Source organism: Sphingomonas sp., assembly GCF_035758555.1.
Classification (GTDB): Bacteria; Pseudomonadota; Alphaproteobacteria; order Sphingomonadales; family Sphingomonadaceae; genus Sphingomonas_B.
The window spans coordinates 1-18,520 of the sequence record NZ_DASTXI010000114.1 but is presented as its reverse complement, the minus strand read 5'-3'; the positions used below and the strand labels follow the sequence as shown (position 1 = coordinate 18,520).

At 69.2% G+C, this 18,520-nt stretch carries 15 protein-coding genes; 3 read left to right on the top strand and 12 right to left on the bottom strand.

The genetic code is table 11. The annotated features are described in order from the left end of the window. Nucleotides 1-243: 243 nt before the first annotated feature. The 6 genes from VFT73_RS06980 to VFT73_RS06955 form a co-directional block, all read right to left on the bottom strand. Nucleotides 244-1,422 carry an alpha-hydroxy-acid oxidizing protein gene (locus tag VFT73_RS06980; protein WP_326409468.1) on the bottom strand — a complete coding sequence of 393 codons (1,179 nt, stop codon included), beginning with the start codon at nucleotides 1,420-1,422 and terminating at the stop codon, nucleotides 244-246. 180 nt (nucleotides 1,423-1,602) lie between these two features. After that, nucleotides 1,603-4,806, bottom strand: coding sequence for an autotransporter outer membrane beta-barrel domain-containing protein (locus VFT73_RS06975; RefSeq protein ID WP_326409467.1), 3,204 nt, complete (start codon nucleotides 4,804-4,806; stop codon nucleotides 1,603-1,605). Between the two features lie 90 nt (nucleotides 4,807-4,896). Beyond that, nucleotides 4,897-7,230 carry a TonB-dependent receptor gene (locus VFT73_RS06970; RefSeq protein ID WP_326409465.1) on the bottom strand — a complete coding sequence of 778 codons (2,334 nt, stop codon included), beginning with the start codon at nucleotides 7,228-7,230 and terminating at the stop codon, nucleotides 4,897-4,899. A gap of 1 nt (nucleotide 7,231) precedes the next feature. Further along, nucleotides 7,232-8,122, bottom strand: a complete 891-nt coding sequence (locus VFT73_RS06965) for a FecR family protein (protein WP_326409464.1) — start codon at nucleotides 8,120-8,122, stop codon at nucleotides 7,232-7,234. Between the two features lie 48 nt (nucleotides 8,123-8,170). Beyond that, a complete protein-coding gene (locus tag VFT73_RS06960; RefSeq protein WP_326409462.1) occupies nucleotides 8,171-8,707 on the bottom strand; it encodes an RNA polymerase sigma factor in 537 nt (178 codons plus the stop codon). Nucleotides 8,708-8,754: 47 nt separating this feature from the next. Then, entirely contained in the window at nucleotides 8,755-9,618 is an 864-nt protein-coding gene (locus VFT73_RS06955) for an ROK family protein (protein WP_326409461.1), read from the bottom strand. A gap of 76 nt (nucleotides 9,619-9,694) precedes the next feature. Between VFT73_RS06955 and VFT73_RS06950 the strand changes: the two genes are divergently transcribed. The 3 genes from VFT73_RS06950 to VFT73_RS06940 all read left to right on the top strand — a co-directional run bounded on the left by VFT73_RS06950 (nucleotide 9,695) and on the right by VFT73_RS06940 (nucleotide 11,718). Then, a complete protein-coding gene (locus VFT73_RS06950) occupies nucleotides 9,695-10,432 on the top strand; it encodes a Crp/Fnr family transcriptional regulator (RefSeq protein ID WP_326409459.1) in 738 nt (245 codons plus the stop codon). A gap of 103 nt (nucleotides 10,433-10,535) precedes the next feature. Continuing rightward, entirely contained in the window at nucleotides 10,536-10,994 is a 459-nt protein-coding gene (locus VFT73_RS06945; RefSeq protein ID WP_326409458.1) for a hypothetical protein, read from the top strand. Between the two features lie 13 nt (nucleotides 10,995-11,007). After that, nucleotides 11,008-11,718: a NirD/YgiW/YdeI family stress tolerance protein gene (locus VFT73_RS06940; protein WP_326409457.1), complete on the top strand. Its 711-nt coding sequence runs from the start codon at nucleotides 11,008-11,010 to the stop codon at nucleotides 11,716-11,718. Here VFT73_RS06940 and VFT73_RS06935 read toward each other — a convergent pair. From VFT73_RS06935 to VFT73_RS06910, 6 genes are all read right to left on the bottom strand, one after another. After that, on the bottom strand, nucleotides 11,701-12,447 hold the full coding sequence (locus tag VFT73_RS06935) for a creatininase family protein (RefSeq protein ID WP_326409456.1): 747 nt from the start codon (nucleotides 12,445-12,447) through the stop codon (nucleotides 11,701-11,703). The two genes, VFT73_RS06940 and VFT73_RS06935, sit on opposite strands and share 18 nt — an antisense overlap. Beyond that, nucleotides 12,444-13,958, bottom strand: coding sequence for a benzoate-CoA ligase family protein (locus VFT73_RS06930; RefSeq protein WP_326409455.1), 1,515 nt, complete (start codon nucleotides 13,956-13,958; stop codon nucleotides 12,444-12,446). The genes VFT73_RS06935 and VFT73_RS06930 overlap by 4 nt, the downstream gene beginning before the upstream one ends. Continuing rightward, on the bottom strand, nucleotides 13,951-16,317 hold the full coding sequence (locus VFT73_RS06925; protein WP_326409453.1) for an FAD-dependent monooxygenase: 2,367 nt from the start codon (nucleotides 16,315-16,317) through the stop codon (nucleotides 13,951-13,953). Before VFT73_RS06925 ends, VFT73_RS06930 begins: the two co-directional genes overlap by 8 nt. Next, nucleotides 16,314-16,703 (bottom strand): RidA family protein, encoded by a 390-nt coding sequence (locus VFT73_RS06920; RefSeq protein ID WP_326409452.1) that lies wholly within the window; start codon nucleotides 16,701-16,703, stop codon nucleotides 16,314-16,316. Before VFT73_RS06920 ends, VFT73_RS06925 begins: the two co-directional genes overlap by 4 nt. Then, on the bottom strand, nucleotides 16,700-17,866 hold the full coding sequence (locus VFT73_RS06915) for an acyl-CoA dehydrogenase family protein (protein WP_326409451.1): 1,167 nt from the start codon (nucleotides 17,864-17,866) through the stop codon (nucleotides 16,700-16,702). Before VFT73_RS06915 ends, VFT73_RS06920 begins: the two co-directional genes overlap by 4 nt. A gap of 1 nt (nucleotide 17,867) precedes the next feature. Continuing rightward, nucleotides 17,868-18,520: enoyl-CoA hydratase family protein (locus tag VFT73_RS06910; protein ID WP_326409450.1), on the bottom strand; the 653-nt coding region annotated here is incomplete at its 5' end.

The window sequence follows — 18,520 nt, the reverse complement described above, 5'->3', positions numbered from 1 at the left end:
CTCGAGCGCCGCATAGGCGTCCCGGTCGGTTCGCGCCAGATGCACGGCCGCACCAGCCCGGACCAGTGCATCCTCGATACTCATGCCGATCAGGGGCTCGTCTTCGACCAGCAGCACGCGAACGCCGGCAAGCGGGTTGCTCACCATGCGAGCCCCGCAAACTCTCCGAAACAGGATTGCCGACGCGTCACAACAAAATCCGAACCGCATCGACAACGAGCGGCCGTCAGCTCCGGTTCCTGATCAGACCCGCTGCGCGCCGGCCGCGCGCACTGCAGCGAGCGTCGGATAGCCGTTCACTGCCATCAGCAGGTCCGCCTCGGCCAGGATCGCGCGAAGCACCGAAGCGGCGCCCTCCGCGCCCGCCAATGCCATGCCATAGGCATAGGGCCGCCCGACGCCGACCGCAGTCGCACCCAGCGCGATCGCCTTGATCACGTCGGTGCCGGATCGGATGCCGGAATCGAACAGCACCGGCGTCTTCCCCGCCGCTTCGACCACGCCCGGCAGCATGTCGATCGCGGCGATGCCGCCATTGGCCTGGCGCCCGCCATGGTTGGAGCAATAGATCGCGTCCGCACCGCCATCGATCGCGCGCCGCACGTCGTCCCGGTGGCAGATGCCTTTCAGCACCAGCGGCAGCTTCGTCATGCTCCTGAGCCACGGCATGTCGTCCCAGGTCAGCACCTTGCCGAACACGCCGGCCCAGGCGCGGATTGCGGCCGCCGGGTCTTCTTCCGGCGGCTTGGCCAGGCTTGCGCGGAAGACGGGATCGCTGAAATAGTTCATCAGCACGGCGCCGCGCAGCTGCGGGAAATTGGCGGTGTTCAGGTCGCGCGGCCGCCAGCCCGTCACCCAGGTATCGAGCGTGACGACAATCGCCTTGTACCCGACCGCCTCCGCGCGCCGGACAAGGCTTTCGGCCAGTGCCTTGTCGCGCGGCGTGTAGAGCTGGAAGAAACCCGGCGTTTCCCCCTGCGCTTCCGCGACCGTTTCGAGCGGATCGTTGGACAGCGTCGAGGAACAGTAAGGTACCCCCGTCAGCGCCGATGCGCGGGCGGCGGCGAGGTCGCCATGCTGGTCCGCCGTCATGATGCCGTTGACGCCGATCGGCGCCATGAAGAGCGGACTCTTCAGCCTCAGCCCGAACAGCTCGGTCGACAGATCGCGCCTGGCGCAATCGACCATCATCCGCGGCACCATGCCCCAGTGGCGGAAGGCGGCGGCGTTCCGGTCCTGCGTCCATTCGTCACCGCAGCCGCCCTGGACATAGCTCAGGATATGCGGCGGCAGCGCGGCCTGGGCGCGCTTCTCCAGCGTCGCGAAATCGACCGGGATCGTCGGCAGGATGCCGCTCAGGCCCGCGCCGTAGATCGCGTTCTGCAGATCACCGAAATGCCCCTCGCCGCCCGCATAGGCCATGATCGCCTCCCGTCCGTTTATGGCCGCAGGATGGGCGATCGGTTGGGGCGCGGCAAGTCACCCGCTCATGACCCCAGGAAAAACAGGGCGAGGGCGGGCGGGGGTGATAAGCCCGCCCTCGCCGGCGCACCCGTTCCGCACGGACCGTGGGAAGAGGGGAAGAGGTGCGCCCCGGCTTCATCAGAAGCCGACACTCAGGGTCGCGCGGAAGCCCAGCGCCGCACGGCCATTCTGTTCCTCGACGCTCGCCTCGCCGCCGGCGCGGAAGCCGTCGCCGCCGCCGACCAGCCGCAGCCGGCCGATCCAGCCCGCCTCGCGCTCCTCGGGCGTCAGGGTGAAGTTGTCGCCGTCCTTGAAATGGGCGACCGTCTTGCCCAGCGAGCCGCCGACGATCTCGCGCCGTCCGCCTTCCAGCTCGACGCGCAGGAAGCCGGCGTCGGACGCGCTGATGTCGTAGCCGGCCGCGATCGTGCCGGTCGCGGCAAGCTCGTCGCTGGTGCGCGATGCGACCGTCAGGTTCAGCGCGTCGCCGCCGCCCTTTTCGGTGTGGCCGTCCTCGCGCAGCCGGTAATAGTCGATCGTCGCGCCGGGCCGGATCGTCAGCCGGCCGGTGCGGAACTGGTAGGACAGGCCGCCCGATGCCGAATAGAGCTGGCCGTCCCAGTCGCCGGTCGCGGTGCGCACCACGTCCTCGGTGCCGAACGTGCCGGCAAAGCGCCGCGATCCTTCCAGGTTCACCATCGCGGCGGATGCGCGTGCGAAAGCGTTGAAGCCGCCCCAGCTGTTCCGCCAGTGGACCGCCGCTTCATACTGGTTCGAATCGACCTGGTCGTCGATCCGGCGCTGCTCCGTCTTGCCGTTCAGGTAGGCGATCGAGACGCCGAATTTGCCGATGCCACTGTTCAGCTCGATGCCGCCGCTCGCGCCCCAGCCGGACGAACGGTACGAGGCGGTTTCACCCCGCTCCTTGGTCGTGCCCCACACCGCCTGCTGCAGCCAGAAGCCGATGCCCTCGCCCAGCTCGGCGACCATCGCGTTCGGATCGGCGATATAGCCGCCCAGCGTCCGCGATCCGCGCGTGACGGTCTCGAACACGCCGCCGGCATGGTCGGGCAGCATCTGCGCCACCGCATCTTGGAACGCCTCCTGCGCGCGGATGCCAAGGAACGCGCCGGCAACCTTCGCGTCTTTGTCGAGCGCCTCGAACACCGCGTCATAGGCAGCGGCCTGCGAGCGGTTGAGGCCAAGCTCGTCCGCCGCCTTGCGCTGCACCTTCAGCTTGACCTCGCCGGCCGCATCGTCGGCACTGACGCTGCCCTTGAACATGAAAGGCAGCGCGGCGCTGTTCGCCGCCAGGTTGGAACCGCCGGTCAGCGTCCCCGCCTTGACGATCACATAGTCGCCCTCGGCGCTGCCGACGCTTGCGACCGACACCGCCACTTTCGATCCCGCTCCGAAGCTGGCGCTGCCGACCTGGTATTGCGTGGCGCTGTGCGTGGTCGGGTCGACCGTCACGCCGATCGTGCTGTCGCCGGAGAGGTTGAGGCTGGAAAGCGCGATCGCGCCGGTGTTGCGCACGTCCAGCGTGCCGCCGGTCATCGTCACCGCGACCCCGCCGCTGTTCGCGAACGTGCCGCTGAACAGCGATTTGTCGGAAAGCGTCACCGCATCCGCGCCGCCGCCGAAATCGACCGCCCCTCTCAGCGCTGACGTGCCGCCCAGCGCCAGCGTGTCCGCACCGGAACCGAACGCGACATCGCCCTGCACCAGCGCATCGCCGGACAGCGTCAGCCGGTTGTTGCCGGCGCCGAACCGGGTCGTGCCGGTCACCGTGCCGTCGGCGACCTCGAACACGTCGTTGCCCGATCCGAACAGCACTGCGCCCACGATCTTCGGCGCGGTCGCGGTATCGGCGACCTTGTTCTGGCGCACCGTCGCGCCGCTGCTGTTGGCCTGCACGTCGATCGCGACCGCGCTCTCCACCGCCGCCTTTTTCGAGGTCGCGCTGATCGCGCCGGTATTCTCGACCAGCGTCAGCGTGCCCGACGCATCGCGGATCGCGGTGGCCGTGGCGTCGCCACTGGCGACCGCGCTGATCTGGCCGCTGTTCGTGATCGTCGGCAGCGAGCCGCCGCTGTCGATCGAGACCGCGCGCACCTGCCCGGCGGCACCCGCGCCGCTCGTCGCCGCGACGGCACCGCCGACCCGCAGCTTCGGAACCGCCGCGCCGGAGCCGATCCGGATTGCGGTCGCGTTGGCATCGAGCGACTTGGCGCCGACCGTGCCGTTCACCGCCGCGCCGCCGGCGATGGTGACGGTCCCGCCCGTCCCGCCGATCTGCAGGCCGGTCCCGTCGATGGTCTTGTAGACGCCGGAGCCGAGCAGGTCGCCGTTGATGACCAGGCCGAAGCCGTCGGCGTTGCCGGTCAGCGCGCCGACCGCGACAGTGCCGCTCGCTCCTCCGATCTGCACCGCCGGCGCCGCACCGAAGGACGTGACCGAAGCGTTCGCTTCCTTGGCGTCCTCGATGCCGTCCTTGTCCTCGTCATTGTCCTTCGGATCGGCGTCCTTCGGCTTCGTGTCGAAGATGATGCCGCCCGCGACCGATCCCGCGACGCGCACGGCCGGGCCTCCCTGCAGCAGGTCTTCCGCGTCGAGCTTCGACACGTCGGCCGGCGGCGTTGCGGTTCGATAGCCGGACGTGATGACACTATTCTGGATCTGCAGCGTGCCCCCGACCGGTCCGTCCACGGCAATGCCGACCGCGCCCGCGCCCTGCACCGTCACAGCACCCAGCACCTTCACCGAGCCGCTGACGCCGCCGGTCTGCACGCCCACCGAATTGTCGCCCAGCACGTCAAGGGTGCCGCTTTGCGTCAGATTGCCGGTCAGCGGTCCGCCGAGAAGGATGCCCGCGCTCTGGTTGCCCTTGACGCTGATCGCGCCGCTGTTGGTCACGTCGCCGGTAAAGGCGCCGATCGTCTTGATGCCGGCGTTGCGCGCCTGCTTCGAAAACGGGCCGTCCAGGTCGCCGTCCTTGTCGGTATCGGTCGCGGCATAGGTCTCGCCGATCACGATCTTGCCGCTGTTGCTGATCCCGCCCGAGTTCGAGGTCGCGAGGACGCCGGTCGCGTCGTTCGCGTCCTTCAGGCTGATCGTGCCTTCGTTCTTGACCGTGTTGGCGCTGTCGAGCGTGACCGCGGTGCCGCCGGTCAGCTCGATCGAGCCGGTGCCGGTGATGCGCAAATCGTCGCGCGCGCCGTTCTTGATGGTCGAAGTGGCGACACCGCTCGTGCGCTTCGCGTCGACGGTCGTCTCGGCATGAGCGACGGCGGGGATGAACAGGATCGGGGTCAGGCAGGAACAGGCAAGCAAACGGCGCACGAACTTACTCCCATGGTGATAGGGAGCGCAGCGCGGCTCCCCCCTTTCACCCGGAAGACGCCGCGGTGGCGGCAGGTGCGTAACGGAATTTTAGAACGCCGCTTCCAGCCCGATCCGCAGCGTGCGCGGGCGTAGCGGCGTCACCTGCTGCTCGCGCCCCAGCATCAGCGGCGAGCCGAGCGCGAAGCGGTTGCCGGTCTCGTCGGTCAGGTTGGTGAGCGTCGCCGATACCGCATAGCGGCCGCGGGTCGCGCGCAGCGACAGACCGGTATCGACATATTCGCCCTGACGCTGCCCCAGGATCGGGCCGACGCCCAGCCGCGATTGTCCGACATAGCGCGCCCAGGCGGAGAAGCTCAGGTCATAGGCGCCGACGGCCGTGCCATAGCGCAGCGCCGCCGACGCATTCAGCCGCGCGACGTTGGGCAGGTCCGACCGGTCGACGGCCACCAAGGCCGCAACCGCGAGCGCGGGCCGCGTCAACCGGCTGTCGGCAAGCACACCCGCAACGTCGAGGCTCCAGCCGGGCGCCGGCCGCACGCTCGCCTTGGCGTCGAGCGTGATGATCCGCCCGTTGCCGATATTGACCGTGGTCGGCAGCCCGCCCGCGTCGATCTGGTCGGCCTGGATGTTGCGCCAGCTCGTATAGGACAGCGCGCTCGACAGCCGCACCGTCTCGTCCGGCGCTTCCCAGCGCAGGCCGATCTCGCCCGCCCGAACGTCGTCGGGCCGGTATCGCTGCACGAACGCGTCGCGCACGACGATGCCGCCGGGCCGGAAGCTCTGCTGGTAGCGCGCATAGGCCAGCAGCCCGTCGGTCGGCCGCCAGCTCAGCGACAGCGACGGCAGCAGCGCGACCTCGCGCCGGCTCGCCTTGTCCTTGGCCGCCCGCGCGAACGCGAAGCTGGTGACGCCCTCTGCCGATCCGGACAGCTCCAGCACCGTCAGCCGGCCGCCGACCGAAGCCAGCACCCGGTCGCCGAGCGCGAAGCTGCCTTCGCCGAACGCGGTCGCTTCCTGGATGCGGTTGGAAATCCCGCCCAGCCGCGCCGCCAGCGCGATCGGGGCGAAGCTCCGCTCCAGCGTGTAGCGGTTCTCGACGATGCTGGTGCCGACCACCCAGCCGCTGCCGTCCGGATTGTTGCGGACCAGCCGGTTCTCGTTCGAAAAGAAATCGACGCGTCCATGCTGGTCGAACCGCGTCGGATCGTCGGCGGTGGACGCGTCGAAGCTTTCGCGGATGCGCTGCCGCGCGAAGCTGGTCGCGGACGTCAGCGTCAGATCGTCCCAGCTCTTGCGGATCACCAGCTGCCCGAGCCCGTAGCGGCTGGCGAACCCTTCAGCGATCGGGCTCGCCTTGGTCAGCGGCGGCGCATCGCGGTCGGCATATTGGGAATCCCGCCCCTCGATCTCCTGGAGCGCGCCGCCCAGGTCGATCGCCCAGTCCGCGGCCGGCGTGAAGCGCAGCCACACCCGCCCGCCGACGGTGTCGACCCGGTTGACGTCGTCCTTCCCGCGCAGCCGGTCGTCGATATAGCCGCCCTCGCGGACACGGTAGCCGACGGTGCGGAGGCCCAGCGTGTCGGAAAGCGGCAGGTCGACGATCGCGCTGAGGTCGCCGCCCGGATCGCCATGCTCGGTGAACGAGATGCCGCTGGTCAGCGACGCTTCCGGCCGCTCAAGGTTCGGCGGCGCCGGCTGCAGCCGGATCACCCCGCCCAGCGTGCCGACCCCGTGCAGCGTGCCCTGCGGCCCTTCCAGCACCTCGACCGATCGCACGTCGTAGAGCCTCAGGTCGGGGTCCGGCCCGTTATAGTTGAGCCTCGCCTCGCCCAGATATTCGCCGACCGTTGCCTGGGTCGGCCCGTTGAAGCTCGAATCGGCGAGGCCGCGCACGAACAATTTGTTCCGCCCCGGCCCCAAATGCGTCGAGGTCAGGCTCGGCAGATAGGTTGCAAGCGCCGCGCTGCCGAGCGACTCCAGCCCCGGCGCGACCATGTCGGTCTCGACGATCGCCACCGACGCCGGATAGCGGCCGAGCGGCGTGTCGCGCTTGCTGGCGATGACGACGATCTCCTCGTCGTTCAGCGGCTCGGGCGAGGCCGCCGGCGCCGGCTGCGGCCGCGGATAGGGCGAGGCGGGCAGCCGCACGATCCGCCAGCTTCGCGGGCCCACCCGCACCGCCCCGGCGCCGGTGCCGGCAAGCATCCGGCCGAGCGCAGCGCCGACGTCCGCCGTCGACCCGACAGGCCGCGTGCGCAACGCGGCCAGCGTCGGATCGGAAATGCCGATGCTCACGCCTTCGCGCTTGCCGATCAGGATCACCGCGCGGTCGAGCCGCGTCGCCGGCACGCCGTCCGCAGCGGCCGCCGTCAGCGGCGCCAGCAACAGGATCGCGGCGATCGCCGCCTGCCCGGCCCTCATCTCACGGCGCGACCAGCAGCCAGCGGTCGCCGGAGCGCCGCACCCCGACGCCCAGGATCATCGCCGCGGAGCGGAGCGCGTCCTCGCCCTTGCCTTCCAGCTGGATGATCCCGCTGAACGGCCGCGCAGAGACGCTCGCGTCCGCGGCGACCGGCAGGCCCAGCCCGCGCGACAGGTCGTCGGCGACGCGCGCCAGCTTTGCGCCGCGGTAGATCAGCCGCCCCTGCCGCCACGCACCCACCTGCGCGACCTCCACGCGGGTCACCAGCAGCTGGTCGCCCGTCTCCTCGATCTGCTGCCCGGCGGTCACATGCACCTGCTCGCGCTCGGGATTGAACACGATCTCGCCTTCCGAAACCGTGACCGTGAAGCGCATCGGCTCGCGCACCACATTGAAGGTCGTGCCGACGTCGCGGATCAGCGCGTCGCCGCTCGCTACCTCGAACGGCCGCGCCTCGTCGTGCACGACCGCGAACAGCGCCTCGCCCTGCTCCAGCCGGGCACGGCGCGGGCCGTCGAGCACCAGCCGCGTGCCGCCGTTCATGTCGATCCGGCTGCCGTCGGCCAGCTTCACCGTCAGCTTCTGTCCCGGCGCACTCGCGATCGTCTGCGGCGTGAAACCGGGCTGCATCACCGTCGGCACCGCGACCAGCGCCAACGCCGCCGCCACGGCGCCGCCCACCACCGGCCAGCGCCAGCGCCGCCTCACCGTCGGGATTGGCCGTGCCAGCTGCTCGGCGATCTGCGCATCGGCCAGCGACAGCGCGTCATACAGCCGCGCATGCTCCGGGCTTGCCTCCAGCCACGCGGTAAAGCCGTCCCAGTCTGCAAAGGACGGGTCGCGCGTCAGCATCACCCAGGCGATCGCCTGGTCTTCCGCTTCCCTGTTCACGCGCGCGCTCATTGGCCCTCCGCCTGGATGACGCCGCCGATAGCCGAACTACGCATCGCCGCCGCTCCTCAGCTCCAGCAGCGCGCGATAGGCTTTCTGCAGATCCTTCTCGACCGTGCTGCGGCTGACGCCGAATTCGCGCGCGACCTGATCGATCGTCACTTCGTCGAGCCGATAGCGGCGGAAGATCGCCTCGACCCGCGACCCGAGCGACGCCAGCACCGCCTCCGCACGACCCAAAGCCTCGCGCCCGATCAGCGCTCGCTCCGCATTCGGCACTTCGTGATCGGCGGAGGTGGCGGTCTCGGCCCAGTCGAGGTCGCGCCGCATCGCCCGCATCTGCCCACGATGCCGGTCCAGCATCAGGTTGTTCGCCGCGCGCATCAGGTAGCCCACCGGCTCCGCGATTGGCCCGGCCGGGGCGGCGGCGACCCGGAACCACAGCTCCTGCAGCAGATCGTCGGCATCGTCTCCGGCGCCGCGGGCGCGGAGGAAGCGCAGCAGCGCATCGCGGTGGGCAAGGAACACCGCCTCGAGGCCGGCAAGAGTCAGGTCGCGGTTCCGAATCGAAGGGACGGGAGCCATGGCGCGGCGCGCGGAAACGGGCAAGCGCAGCGTCGACCAGCCCGCAACTACGGGCGACAGGCTCCAGCCATCAGCAGCGCGCCGGCCAGCCCCGCATCGTCGCCCAGCGCCGGCGGAACGACGAAGTCCGGCCCCTCGACGCCCGGATACAGGCCATAGCCGTTGAGGCTCCGCAGCATCGCCGCATGCGCCCGCTCGTGCAGCCCCGGCGTCTTCGCCACTCCGCCACCGATCACGATTCGCCGCGGCGCCGCCGCCAGCACCAGGCTGGCGAGCAATTGCCCCAGATAGAAGGCGATCAGCGCGCGGCCCGGATGCCCGTCGGGCAGCGCACTGAGGCTCGCGCCGAACCGCCGCTCGATCGCCGGCCCGCTCGCCAAGCCTTCGGCACAATTCTGATGCCACGTGCAGACCGACGGACAATCGTCTCCCGGCGCACGCACCAGCGCGACATGCCCCATTTCAGGGTGGCTTGCGCCGGGAGCGGGACTTCCTCCCACGATCAGCGCACCGCCGATGCCGGTGCCGACGGTCAGGTAGATGCCGCTGTCCAGCCCCGCCAGCGCGCCGAGCGCCGCCTCCGCCCTGCCCGCCGCATTGACGTCGGTATCGATCGCCACCGGCACGCCGAGCGACCCCATCGCCGCGCCGATGTCGAAATCGCGCCAGCCCGGCTTCGGCGTTCCCCGCAACCGCCCGTAATCGGCATCGCCGCGCCCGACCGCGACCGGCCCGAACGCGCCGATCCCGATCGCGTCAATCGGCGACCCGCCCCGGAAGAAGTCGAGAATCCGCGCGAAACTCTCGTCCGGCCCTACCGTAGCGAAAGTCTCGCCGGCTTCGATCCGCCCGTCGCCGCCCCCGCGCGCGACGCGGATCTTGGTTCCCCCCAGCTCGACCGCGCCCAGCATCATCCTTTTTCCCGTGCCCGCAAACGGCACGCGCCTCAAGGCGGAAACGAACGCGCGGCCGGCCGGTTATTCCGCCATGGCGACGTCAATCCCCGAGCCCTCGCGCGCAGGCGCGTCGCTGCTCCAGCTGCCGCTGTTCAAAGGCCTCGATCCCACGCTGACCGACCGTTTGCTGCGGCACGCAAAGGTTCGGCGCGGGCGCAAGGAATCGGTGCTGTTCGCCGAAGGCGATGCGGCCGACGACGTCCATGTCCTGATGCGCGGAACGGTCGAGCTGACCAAGCTGGACGGCGGCGGCGATTGCGGCGTCATGCTGCTGTCGCGGGGCGACGTCTTCTCGCTGGGCGCGGCGATCAGCGGAGAGCCGCACCTGACCTCCGCCCGGGCGCTGAGCCCGGTCATCTTCCTCGCGCTTCCGGCCAACGTCCTGCGGGAGGAAGCGGCACGCGCGCCCGATCTGGCGCTGCGCCTGCTGACGATCCTTGCCGGGCAGTGGCGGACCGCCACGCGCCAGATCATCGACCTCAAATGCCGCACCGCCGCCCAGCGCGTTGCCGCTTTCTTTCTGCGGCTGGTCGACAATCGGGGCGAGACCGCCAGCCGCGCCGAATTGCCGGTCCCGAAGTCCCGCGTCGCGGCCCGGCTCGGCATTTCCCCCGAAACGCTGTCGCGCAGCTTGCACACGCTCGCCGATGAAGGGCTGATCGTGCAGGGTCCCTATATTCGCGTAGCGGACCGCGACCGGATCGAGCGCTTCTGCGGCCTGACGGAGCTGGACGGGGCCGAGACCCATTTGGGCGTCGGCGCGCTTTGAACGCTTGATCCAGGTCAAATCCGGGACCGGTCCGTCGCTGCATCCGTTGGTCCGGCAGCAGGCGCGATGCGCCTGACCGATTCACCAATCAAGGAGAATGCCCATGACCGGACCTCTGTCCGCGATCCTGCTCGCCGCAGCCGCCACGACGCCGCCGCTCGCTCCCCGGACCAGCACCGTGGTCCACCCGGTGGTGCCGCCCGCCACGGTCGTGAAGCAAGTCGCCCCCGATGCCTTCACCGTCACCAACATTCCCGGCGTCGCCGTCGCCACGCGCGTCGAGATTCAGCGTTTTTCGGACTATGACCTGAACAAGGACGGCTCCTACGGCCCGATGGAATTCGCGCAGGCCGCCTATTTCCTCGCGACTGGCGATCCGGTCCCCGGCACCACTGCCATTCCGAAGCCCGGCGAGTATCTGCCGCACCTGGCCGCAGTGCATATGAACCCGAAATTCGCCGCGGCACTGCTCAACGCCACCTCGGACGAGTTCACCGCGATCGACAGCAATCACGACTGGCGCGTCACGCCGGCGGAGCTGAACGGCTATGCGCAGGGATAAGGGAGGCACGGCAATGAAACATGTTCGATCGACTCTCGCCATGCTGCTCGCCACCGCCGCCCTGTGCGGGTGCAGCGAAGAGAACAAGGCCGCGGCGGCGCCCGCGCCCACCCAGACCGGCAACGCCCAGGCGACCCGCGTCGCGAACGCCGCCAACAACAGCTGGCTCACGCTGAACGGGAAAGTCACCGCGACCACGCCGACCAGCTTCGATCTCGATTATGGCTCTGGCCGCGTGACCGTCGAGATGGACGATTGGGACTGGTTCCAGGAAGGCCGCGCGCTGAAGCCGGGCGACCAGGTGATGGTCACCGGCCGCGTCGACAACGATCTGTTCGAGAAGAAGAAGATCGAGGCCGCCAGCGTCTATGTCGAAAATCTCGGCACCCACTTCTTCGCCAATCCCGGCGACGAGGAAGACCTGGCGCGCACCACCATCGTGGTTCCCCAGAAGCAGGCGTTCGTCGGCGCATCGGGCTTCGTGACCGAAAAGGAAGGCACGGAATTCGAGATCGGCGGCCCGACCGGCGTGCGCATCGACGTCGCGAAAATGCCGGACAATCCGCTCGACGCTCAGGGCCTGGTGCAGGTCAAGGTCGGCGACCGCGTCCAGGTGTGGGGCGACTTCAACGCCGATCCCGATGAACGGCCGGAGATCATGGCCAAGGGCCTGATCGTACTTGCGAGCGACCAGGCCAAGGCCGCCTCAGGCGAGGCTGGCTAGCACTGCCTCCGCCAGCGCCGCCGCCATCACGCCGAAGCTCGCCTCGCCCTCGGCGGCGCTGGCCTGCGACGGCGTGCCGAAATAGGCGCCGGGCCCGCCCGCCTCGGTAAAGGTGGTGGCGCCTTGCGCAAAGGCTGTGACCAGGCTCGACGGATTATCCGCCAGCGCCTTGCCGGCAGTGGCGTCGACCAGCTCGGGCCGGTCAGCTAGCACCAGGCTCGTCTCGAACTGGCCGGCATGGCAGGCGCCGGATTGAAACTCCGCGGTCAGCGTCCCGGCGAGCGCGCGGCGGGTGAAGTCCGGGAAGGCGACCGGCAGGTCCAATGTCGCAATCTCCGCCGCCGCCTCGCGCAGCATCGCGACGTTCGCGGGATCGAAATGGCTGTTGGCAAAGGCGAGGCAGGCAAAGCCCTGTCCTTTAAGCGACCGCGCGATGTCGAGCAGCACCGCCTTGGCCGCCGCCGCGCCGATCGAGATCGTGCCGGCGAACTCGGATGCATAGCCCGCCGGCGCGTAGGCCAGCGCCGGCAGCACGAACGCGCGCACGTCCCGCTCTTCCAGCAACGCGGCCGCGCGCGCCGCCATGCCGTCGCTGATGACGACGTCGGTCGTCAGCGGCAGGTGCGGCCCATGCGCCTCGACCGCGCCCAGCGGCAGGATCGCCACCACCGGCGCGCCGCTCGCCAGCGCATCGCGCACTGCGGTCCAGGGCCCGTCGCCCATCCTCATCCGAACCGCGCCCTCAGCGCCTTGCGGTCCAGCTTGTCCCGGTCGTTGCGCGGCAGCGCCGCCTCGGCGAAGATCACCTCGCGCGGCGCCTTGTAGTGGACGAGCCTGCTGCGGGCGAAGGCGATCAGCTCTTCGGCCAGCACCGGCGACGCTGCGACGCCGGGCCGCGGAAACACGATCGCGACCGGCTTCTCCAGCCCCGCGCCGTCCTTCCTGCCCGTCACGCAGCACTCGCCGACCGCATGATGCTGCGCCAGCACATTCTCGACCTCGATCGGGCTCACATAGATGCCGCCGCTCTTGATCAGATCGTCGCCGCGCCCTTCGTAATACCAATAGCCGTCTTCGTCCTCGCGGAATTTGTCGCCGCTGACGATCCAGCCGCCGCGTAGATGCTCGACCGACTTGGCATAATCGGCGTGATAGCAGAGCGCCGCCGACGCGCCTTTCAGCCACAAGGTGCCGACATCGCCTTTCGCGACCTGCCTGCCTTCGTCGTCGAGCAGCCGCGCCGCGTATCCGGGCACCAGCCGGCCGAGGCTGCCGGGGCGAATATCGTTCGGATGGTTGCTGATATAGATATGGAAGCTCTCGGCGCTGCCGATCCCGTCGATGATCGGCACGCCGAACGCCTGGTCCCAGCGCGCGTGCAGCTCCAGCGGCAGCGCCTCGCCCGCGCTCCACATGAAGCGGATGCTCGACAGGTCGGCCTTGCGTCCGCTCTCCAGCATCTTGTGAATCAGCGTCGGCACGCTGGTGAACACGGTCGGGCGGTGGCGCTCGATCAGCTCGAACAGCCGCTCGGCGCTCGGCTGCTCGCTGAAAAGCACTGTCGTCGCGCCGACTGCGAACGGGAACATCAGGTTGGTGCCCGTCGCATAGCCGAAATACAGCCGCGCGCCGGAAATCGTCACGTCGCTCTCGCGCATGCCGATGAAGCTTTTGGCATAGACTTCGGTGTTGAACGGGAAATGGCCGTGCGTATGCACCGCGCCCTTGCTCTTGCCCGTCGAGCCGCTGGTGAACAGCCAGACGGCGGGATCGTCGCGCCGGGTCGGCCAGGGCTCGGCATCCGGCGCGACCGGGCCGGCGAGCCAGGCGTCGAAATCGGCGATCACACCCCGCCCGTGCCGCGACCGCTCCGCCGCCGCGCCGAACGCCGCCGCGCTCGCTTCGTCGACGAACGCGAACTGCGGCTTCACGTAATCGAGGTAGTAGGAATAATCCGCCTCGGGCAGCAGCGGGTTGATCTGCGTGACCACTGCGCCCGCCTTGATCGCGCCGAACCAGGCATAGGCGAACTCCGGGCAGTCGCGCATGCAGACCAGCACCCGCTGCTCCGGCAGCAGCCCTTCCGTCACCAGGCGCCGCGCGACCCGATCCACTTTCTCGCGCAGCTCGGCATAGGTGATCGCCCGGTTCTCGAACAGGATGGCGGTTTTGTCGGGCGCGCCGACGCCCAGGAACCAGTCCGCCATGTTGAAGTCGTCGGGGAACACCGGATCATCCATGCGCCTGCTCCGCGTGCTGGTAGTGGCGGCGGTTCGGCCTGGCGCGCGCGTTCAGCTCCGCCTGCTTCTCGTTTGCCTTCTCCGCCTCGCGATACAGCTGATACTCGCCCGACTTCAGCTGCACCGGCCAGTCGAGCGGCACGCCGCACGCGGTCCGCACCCCATAGTGCCCGGCCGCCTGTCGCGCGAAGAAGGGATTGTTCAGCATCGGCCGCGCCAGCGCGCACAAATCGGCGCGGCCGGCGGCGACGATCGCGTTGATCTGTTCGGGCAGCGTGATGTCGCCCACCGCGATCGTCGGGATATCGGCGGTCAGCCGGATGAATTCGGCGAACGGCGTCTGCCACATCCGGCCATAGACCGGCTTCTGCCACGGCACGGTCTGGCCGGACGAGGCGTGGATGATGTCCACGCCCGCCGCCTTGAACGCTTTGGCGATGGTCGCGAGATCGTCGAGGCACAGCCCGCCCTCGGCCCAGTCGCTGCACGACAGCCGCACCGACATCGGCCGGTCCGCGGGCCACGCCTCGCGCATCGCCATGAACACTTCCAGCGGGAAGCGCGCGCGATTGAGCGCGCTGCCGCCATATTCGTCCGTCCGCCGGTTGGTCAGCGGCGAAAGGAAGCTCGCCAGCAGATAGCCGTGCGCCGCATGCAGCTCGATCATGTCGAAGCCGGCACGCGCGCCGCGGATCGTCGCGGCGACGAAGCTGTCGCGGATGTCGTGCATCGCTGCGCGATCGAGCTCGATCGGCACCGGCGAAGCATTGTCGAAATAAGGCAGCGGCGAGGCCGACCAGACCGGCCAGTTCCCTTCCGCCATCGGCAGATTCTCGCCCAGCTCCGGCACGTTGGTCGAGCCTTTGCGCCCGGCATGGCCCAGCTGCAGCGCCACCTTGGCGGGCGTTGCCGCGTGGATGAAATCGACCAGCCGCGTCCAGTCCGCCTGCTGCGCGTCGCTCCACAGGCCGGTGCAGGCGGTGGTGATCCGCGCATCGGGCGTCGGGCACGTCATCTCGGTGAAGATCAGCCCGGCCCCGCCCAGCGCCCTCGCCGTATAGTGGCTGAAATGCCAGGGCGTCAGGTCGCCCTCGATCGCGCTGTACTGCGCCATCGGCGCCATCACGACGCGGTTCGGCAAGGTCAGCCCGCGCAGGTCAAACGGGGTAAACATCGGCGTCGGCCGGTCCGACGCGTCGCGGCCGGTCCGACGCTCATAGCGCGCGTAGAATTCGTCCTCGACACGCGCGAGAAACACCGGGTCGCGAAGGCCGATATTGTCCCAGGTCAGTGCCTTGGCGCGCGACATCAGCGAGAAGGCGAATTGGTAGCGCGGCTTGCCCCAGTGGAGCGGCATGTCCTCGAACCAGCGCAGCGACACCTGCGCATTGTGCTGCGTGATCTCGACCGGCGTCCGCCGTGCCTTCTCGTAAGCCGTCTCGACCGCGTCGAGGTCGGCCCCATGCGCCACCACCGCGTCCGACAGCGAAGCCGCGCACTCCATTGCCAGCTTGGTGCCGGACCCGATCGACCAATGCGCGGTCGCCTTGGCGTCGCCCAGCAGCATCATCCTGCCGTCCCGCCATTTGGCGCAGCTGATCGTCTGGAAGCTCCGCCAGATCGAGCGGTTGGTGATGAAGCCATGCCCCTGCAGCGGCCCGGCGAAGATCGCCTCCAGCGCCCGCGCGCTTTGCTCCTCGTCCAGCGCGTCCAGGCCGTGCGCCGCCCAGCTCTCGGGCGTCGTCTCGATCACCCAGGTCGAACGGCCCGCTTCATACTGATAGGTATGCGCGCAGAAATACCCGCAATCGGTGCGCACGAAGAAGAAAGTGAAGGCGTCTAGCGGGCGGGTCGAGCCCAGCCAGCAGAATCTGTTGCGCGTGTCGACCGCGCGCACCCCGAACGCCTCGGAATGGGCGGCACGGATCGGGCTGTTCACCCCTTCCGCGACGACGACCAGGTCGCAGTCGCCGAATCGGCTATCGATCTCCTCCGGGCCGATATGCGTCGAAAAATGCAGCCCGATGCCCAGGTCCGCGCACCGCTGCTGCAACAGGCTCAGCAATGTCTGCCGCGAGCAGCCTGCAAAGCCGTTGCCGCCCACCACGGTCCGGTCGCCCGCATGCTCGATGACGATATCGTCCCACCAGGCGAAGTTGGACCGGATCGCGTCGTAGGATTCCGGATCGGCGGAGAGGAACTCGTCCAGCGTCTCGTCCGAAAAGACGACGCCGAAGCCGAACGTGTCGTCGGCCCGGTTCTGCTCGTACACGTCGATCGTGCAGTCCGGCAGCCGCTTCCTGGTCAGCAGCGCGAAATAGAGCCCGCCCGGCCCGCCGCCGATCACTGCGACCTTCATTCGACTACCGCCGTCGTTTCGATCTCGACCCGCGCGGCATCCTCGACCAGCCCGGAAACCTCCACCACCGCCATGCAGGGAAACACCTTGCCCAGCACCTCGCGCCACGCCGCGCCGATCGCCGCGCGTGCCGCCACATAGTCGCGCTTGTCGGTGACGTAGCAGGTCATCCGCACGATATCGGACGGCGCAGCCCCGCCTTCGGCCAGAATCGCGCGCGTGTTCAGCAGCGCCTGCCGGAACTGGCCGGCCAGGTCGGCATGCTCGAATTCCTCCCGCTCGTTCCAGCCGATCACGCCGGCGGTGAAGACCATGCGTCCGCTCGCGGCGATGCCGTTCGCATAGCCTTTCGGCCTGACCCGGCCGGGCGGTTGCAGGATCTTCACGACTCCTCCCGCAGCGCATTCAGCTGCTGCCCGGCGATGATCAGCTTCTGCACTTCCGACGCGCCTTCATAGATGCGGAGCGCCCGGACCTCGCGGTACAGCTCCTCGACCTTGACGCCTTTCGCAACGCCCATCCCGCCGAACATCTGCACGGCCTTGTCGATCACCACCTGCGCCTGGTCGGTCGCGAACAGCTTCGCCATCGCCGCCTCGCGGGTCACGCGCTGGCGCTTCACGTCCTTGGTCCAGGCGGAGCGGTAGACGAGCAAGGCCGCCGCATCGATGTCGAGTGCCATTTCCGCCAGCCGCTCCTGCGCCAGCGGCAGGTCGGCCAGTGTCCCGCCGAACATCCGCCGATTGAGAGCGTGGCGTCCCGCCTCGTCGAACGCCCGCCGGGCAAAGCCGAGCGCGGCCGCGCCCACCGTGGTGCGGAAGATGTCGAGCGTTGCAAGCGCGATCCGGAACCCCTCGCCTTCCTCGCCGATGCGCTTGTCGAACGGCACCACGCAATCGTCGAAGCGCAGCCGCGCGAGCGGATGCGGCGCGATCACCTCGATCCGCTCGGCGATCGAAAAGCCATGCGCGCCGGCATCGACCACCACCGCCGTCACCCCGCGCGATCCGACGCCGGTGCGCGCGAACAGGCAGTAGAAATCGGCGATGCCGCCGTTCGAGATCCAGGTCTTCTCGCCGTTCAGCACATAGCCGTCGCTGGTCGCGGCGAGCGAGGCCGACAGCGCGGCCGCGTCCGATCCGGCCTCGGGTTCCGACAAGGCGAAAGCGGCGATCTTTTCGCCCGCGGCAACGGCCGGCAGATAGTCCTGCTTCAGCGCTTCCGATCCGAAGGAGCTGATCGCGCCCGAACCCAGCCCCTGCATCGCGAACGCGAAGTCGGCGAGCGCGGAATGATAGGCGAGCGTCTCGCGGATGATCGACAGCGATCGCACGTCCAGCACCTCGTGCACGCCGCCATAGGCCTGCGGCACGCAGTAACGCAGCCATCCCGCTTCCCCCAGCGCGCGGACAATCGCCCGGCAGGTGGCGTCGACATCGTCATGATCGCCGATCGAGGGTAGCGCCGCGCGCGCCCAGTCGTCGACCGCCAGCGCCAGCGCCTTGTGCTCGGCGCCCAGGAACGGCCAGTCGAGATAGCTCCGGTCCATCTCAGTCGCCCTCGAACACCGGCTTCTGCTTCGCGACGAACGCCTGGTAGGCGCGCTCGAAGTCCTTCGTCTGCATGCAGATCGCCTGCGCCTGCGCCTCGGATTCGATCGCCGTCTCCAGGCTCATATTCCATTCCATGTTGAGCTGGTTCTTGGTCATGCCGTTGGCGAAGCCCGGCCCCGCCGCAATCCGCCGCGCCGCCTCAATCGCGTGTCCGTCGAGCCGGTCCGCCGGCACGACGTCGTTGAACCACCCCCAGGCCTTCCCCTCCTCGGCGCCGAAGCTGCGGCCGAAGAACAGCAGCTCGCTGGCCCGGCCATGGCCGATGATCCGCGGCAGGATCGCGCACGCGCCCATGTCGCAGCCCGCCAGCCCGACCCGGTTGAACAGGAACGCGGTCTTCGCCTCCGGGCTGCCATAGCGCAGGTCGGACGCCATCGCGACGATCGCGCCCGCACCCGCGCAGACGCCGTCGACCGCCGCGACGATCGGCTGCGGACAGGCGCGCATCGCCTTGACCAGATCGCCCGTCATCCGCGTGAAATCGAGCAGCTCCGGCATCGACATGCGCGTTAGCGGCGCGATGATCTCGTGAACGTCGCCGCCGGAGCAGAAATTGCCGCCGCGGCTGCCGAACACCACCGCCCTGACCT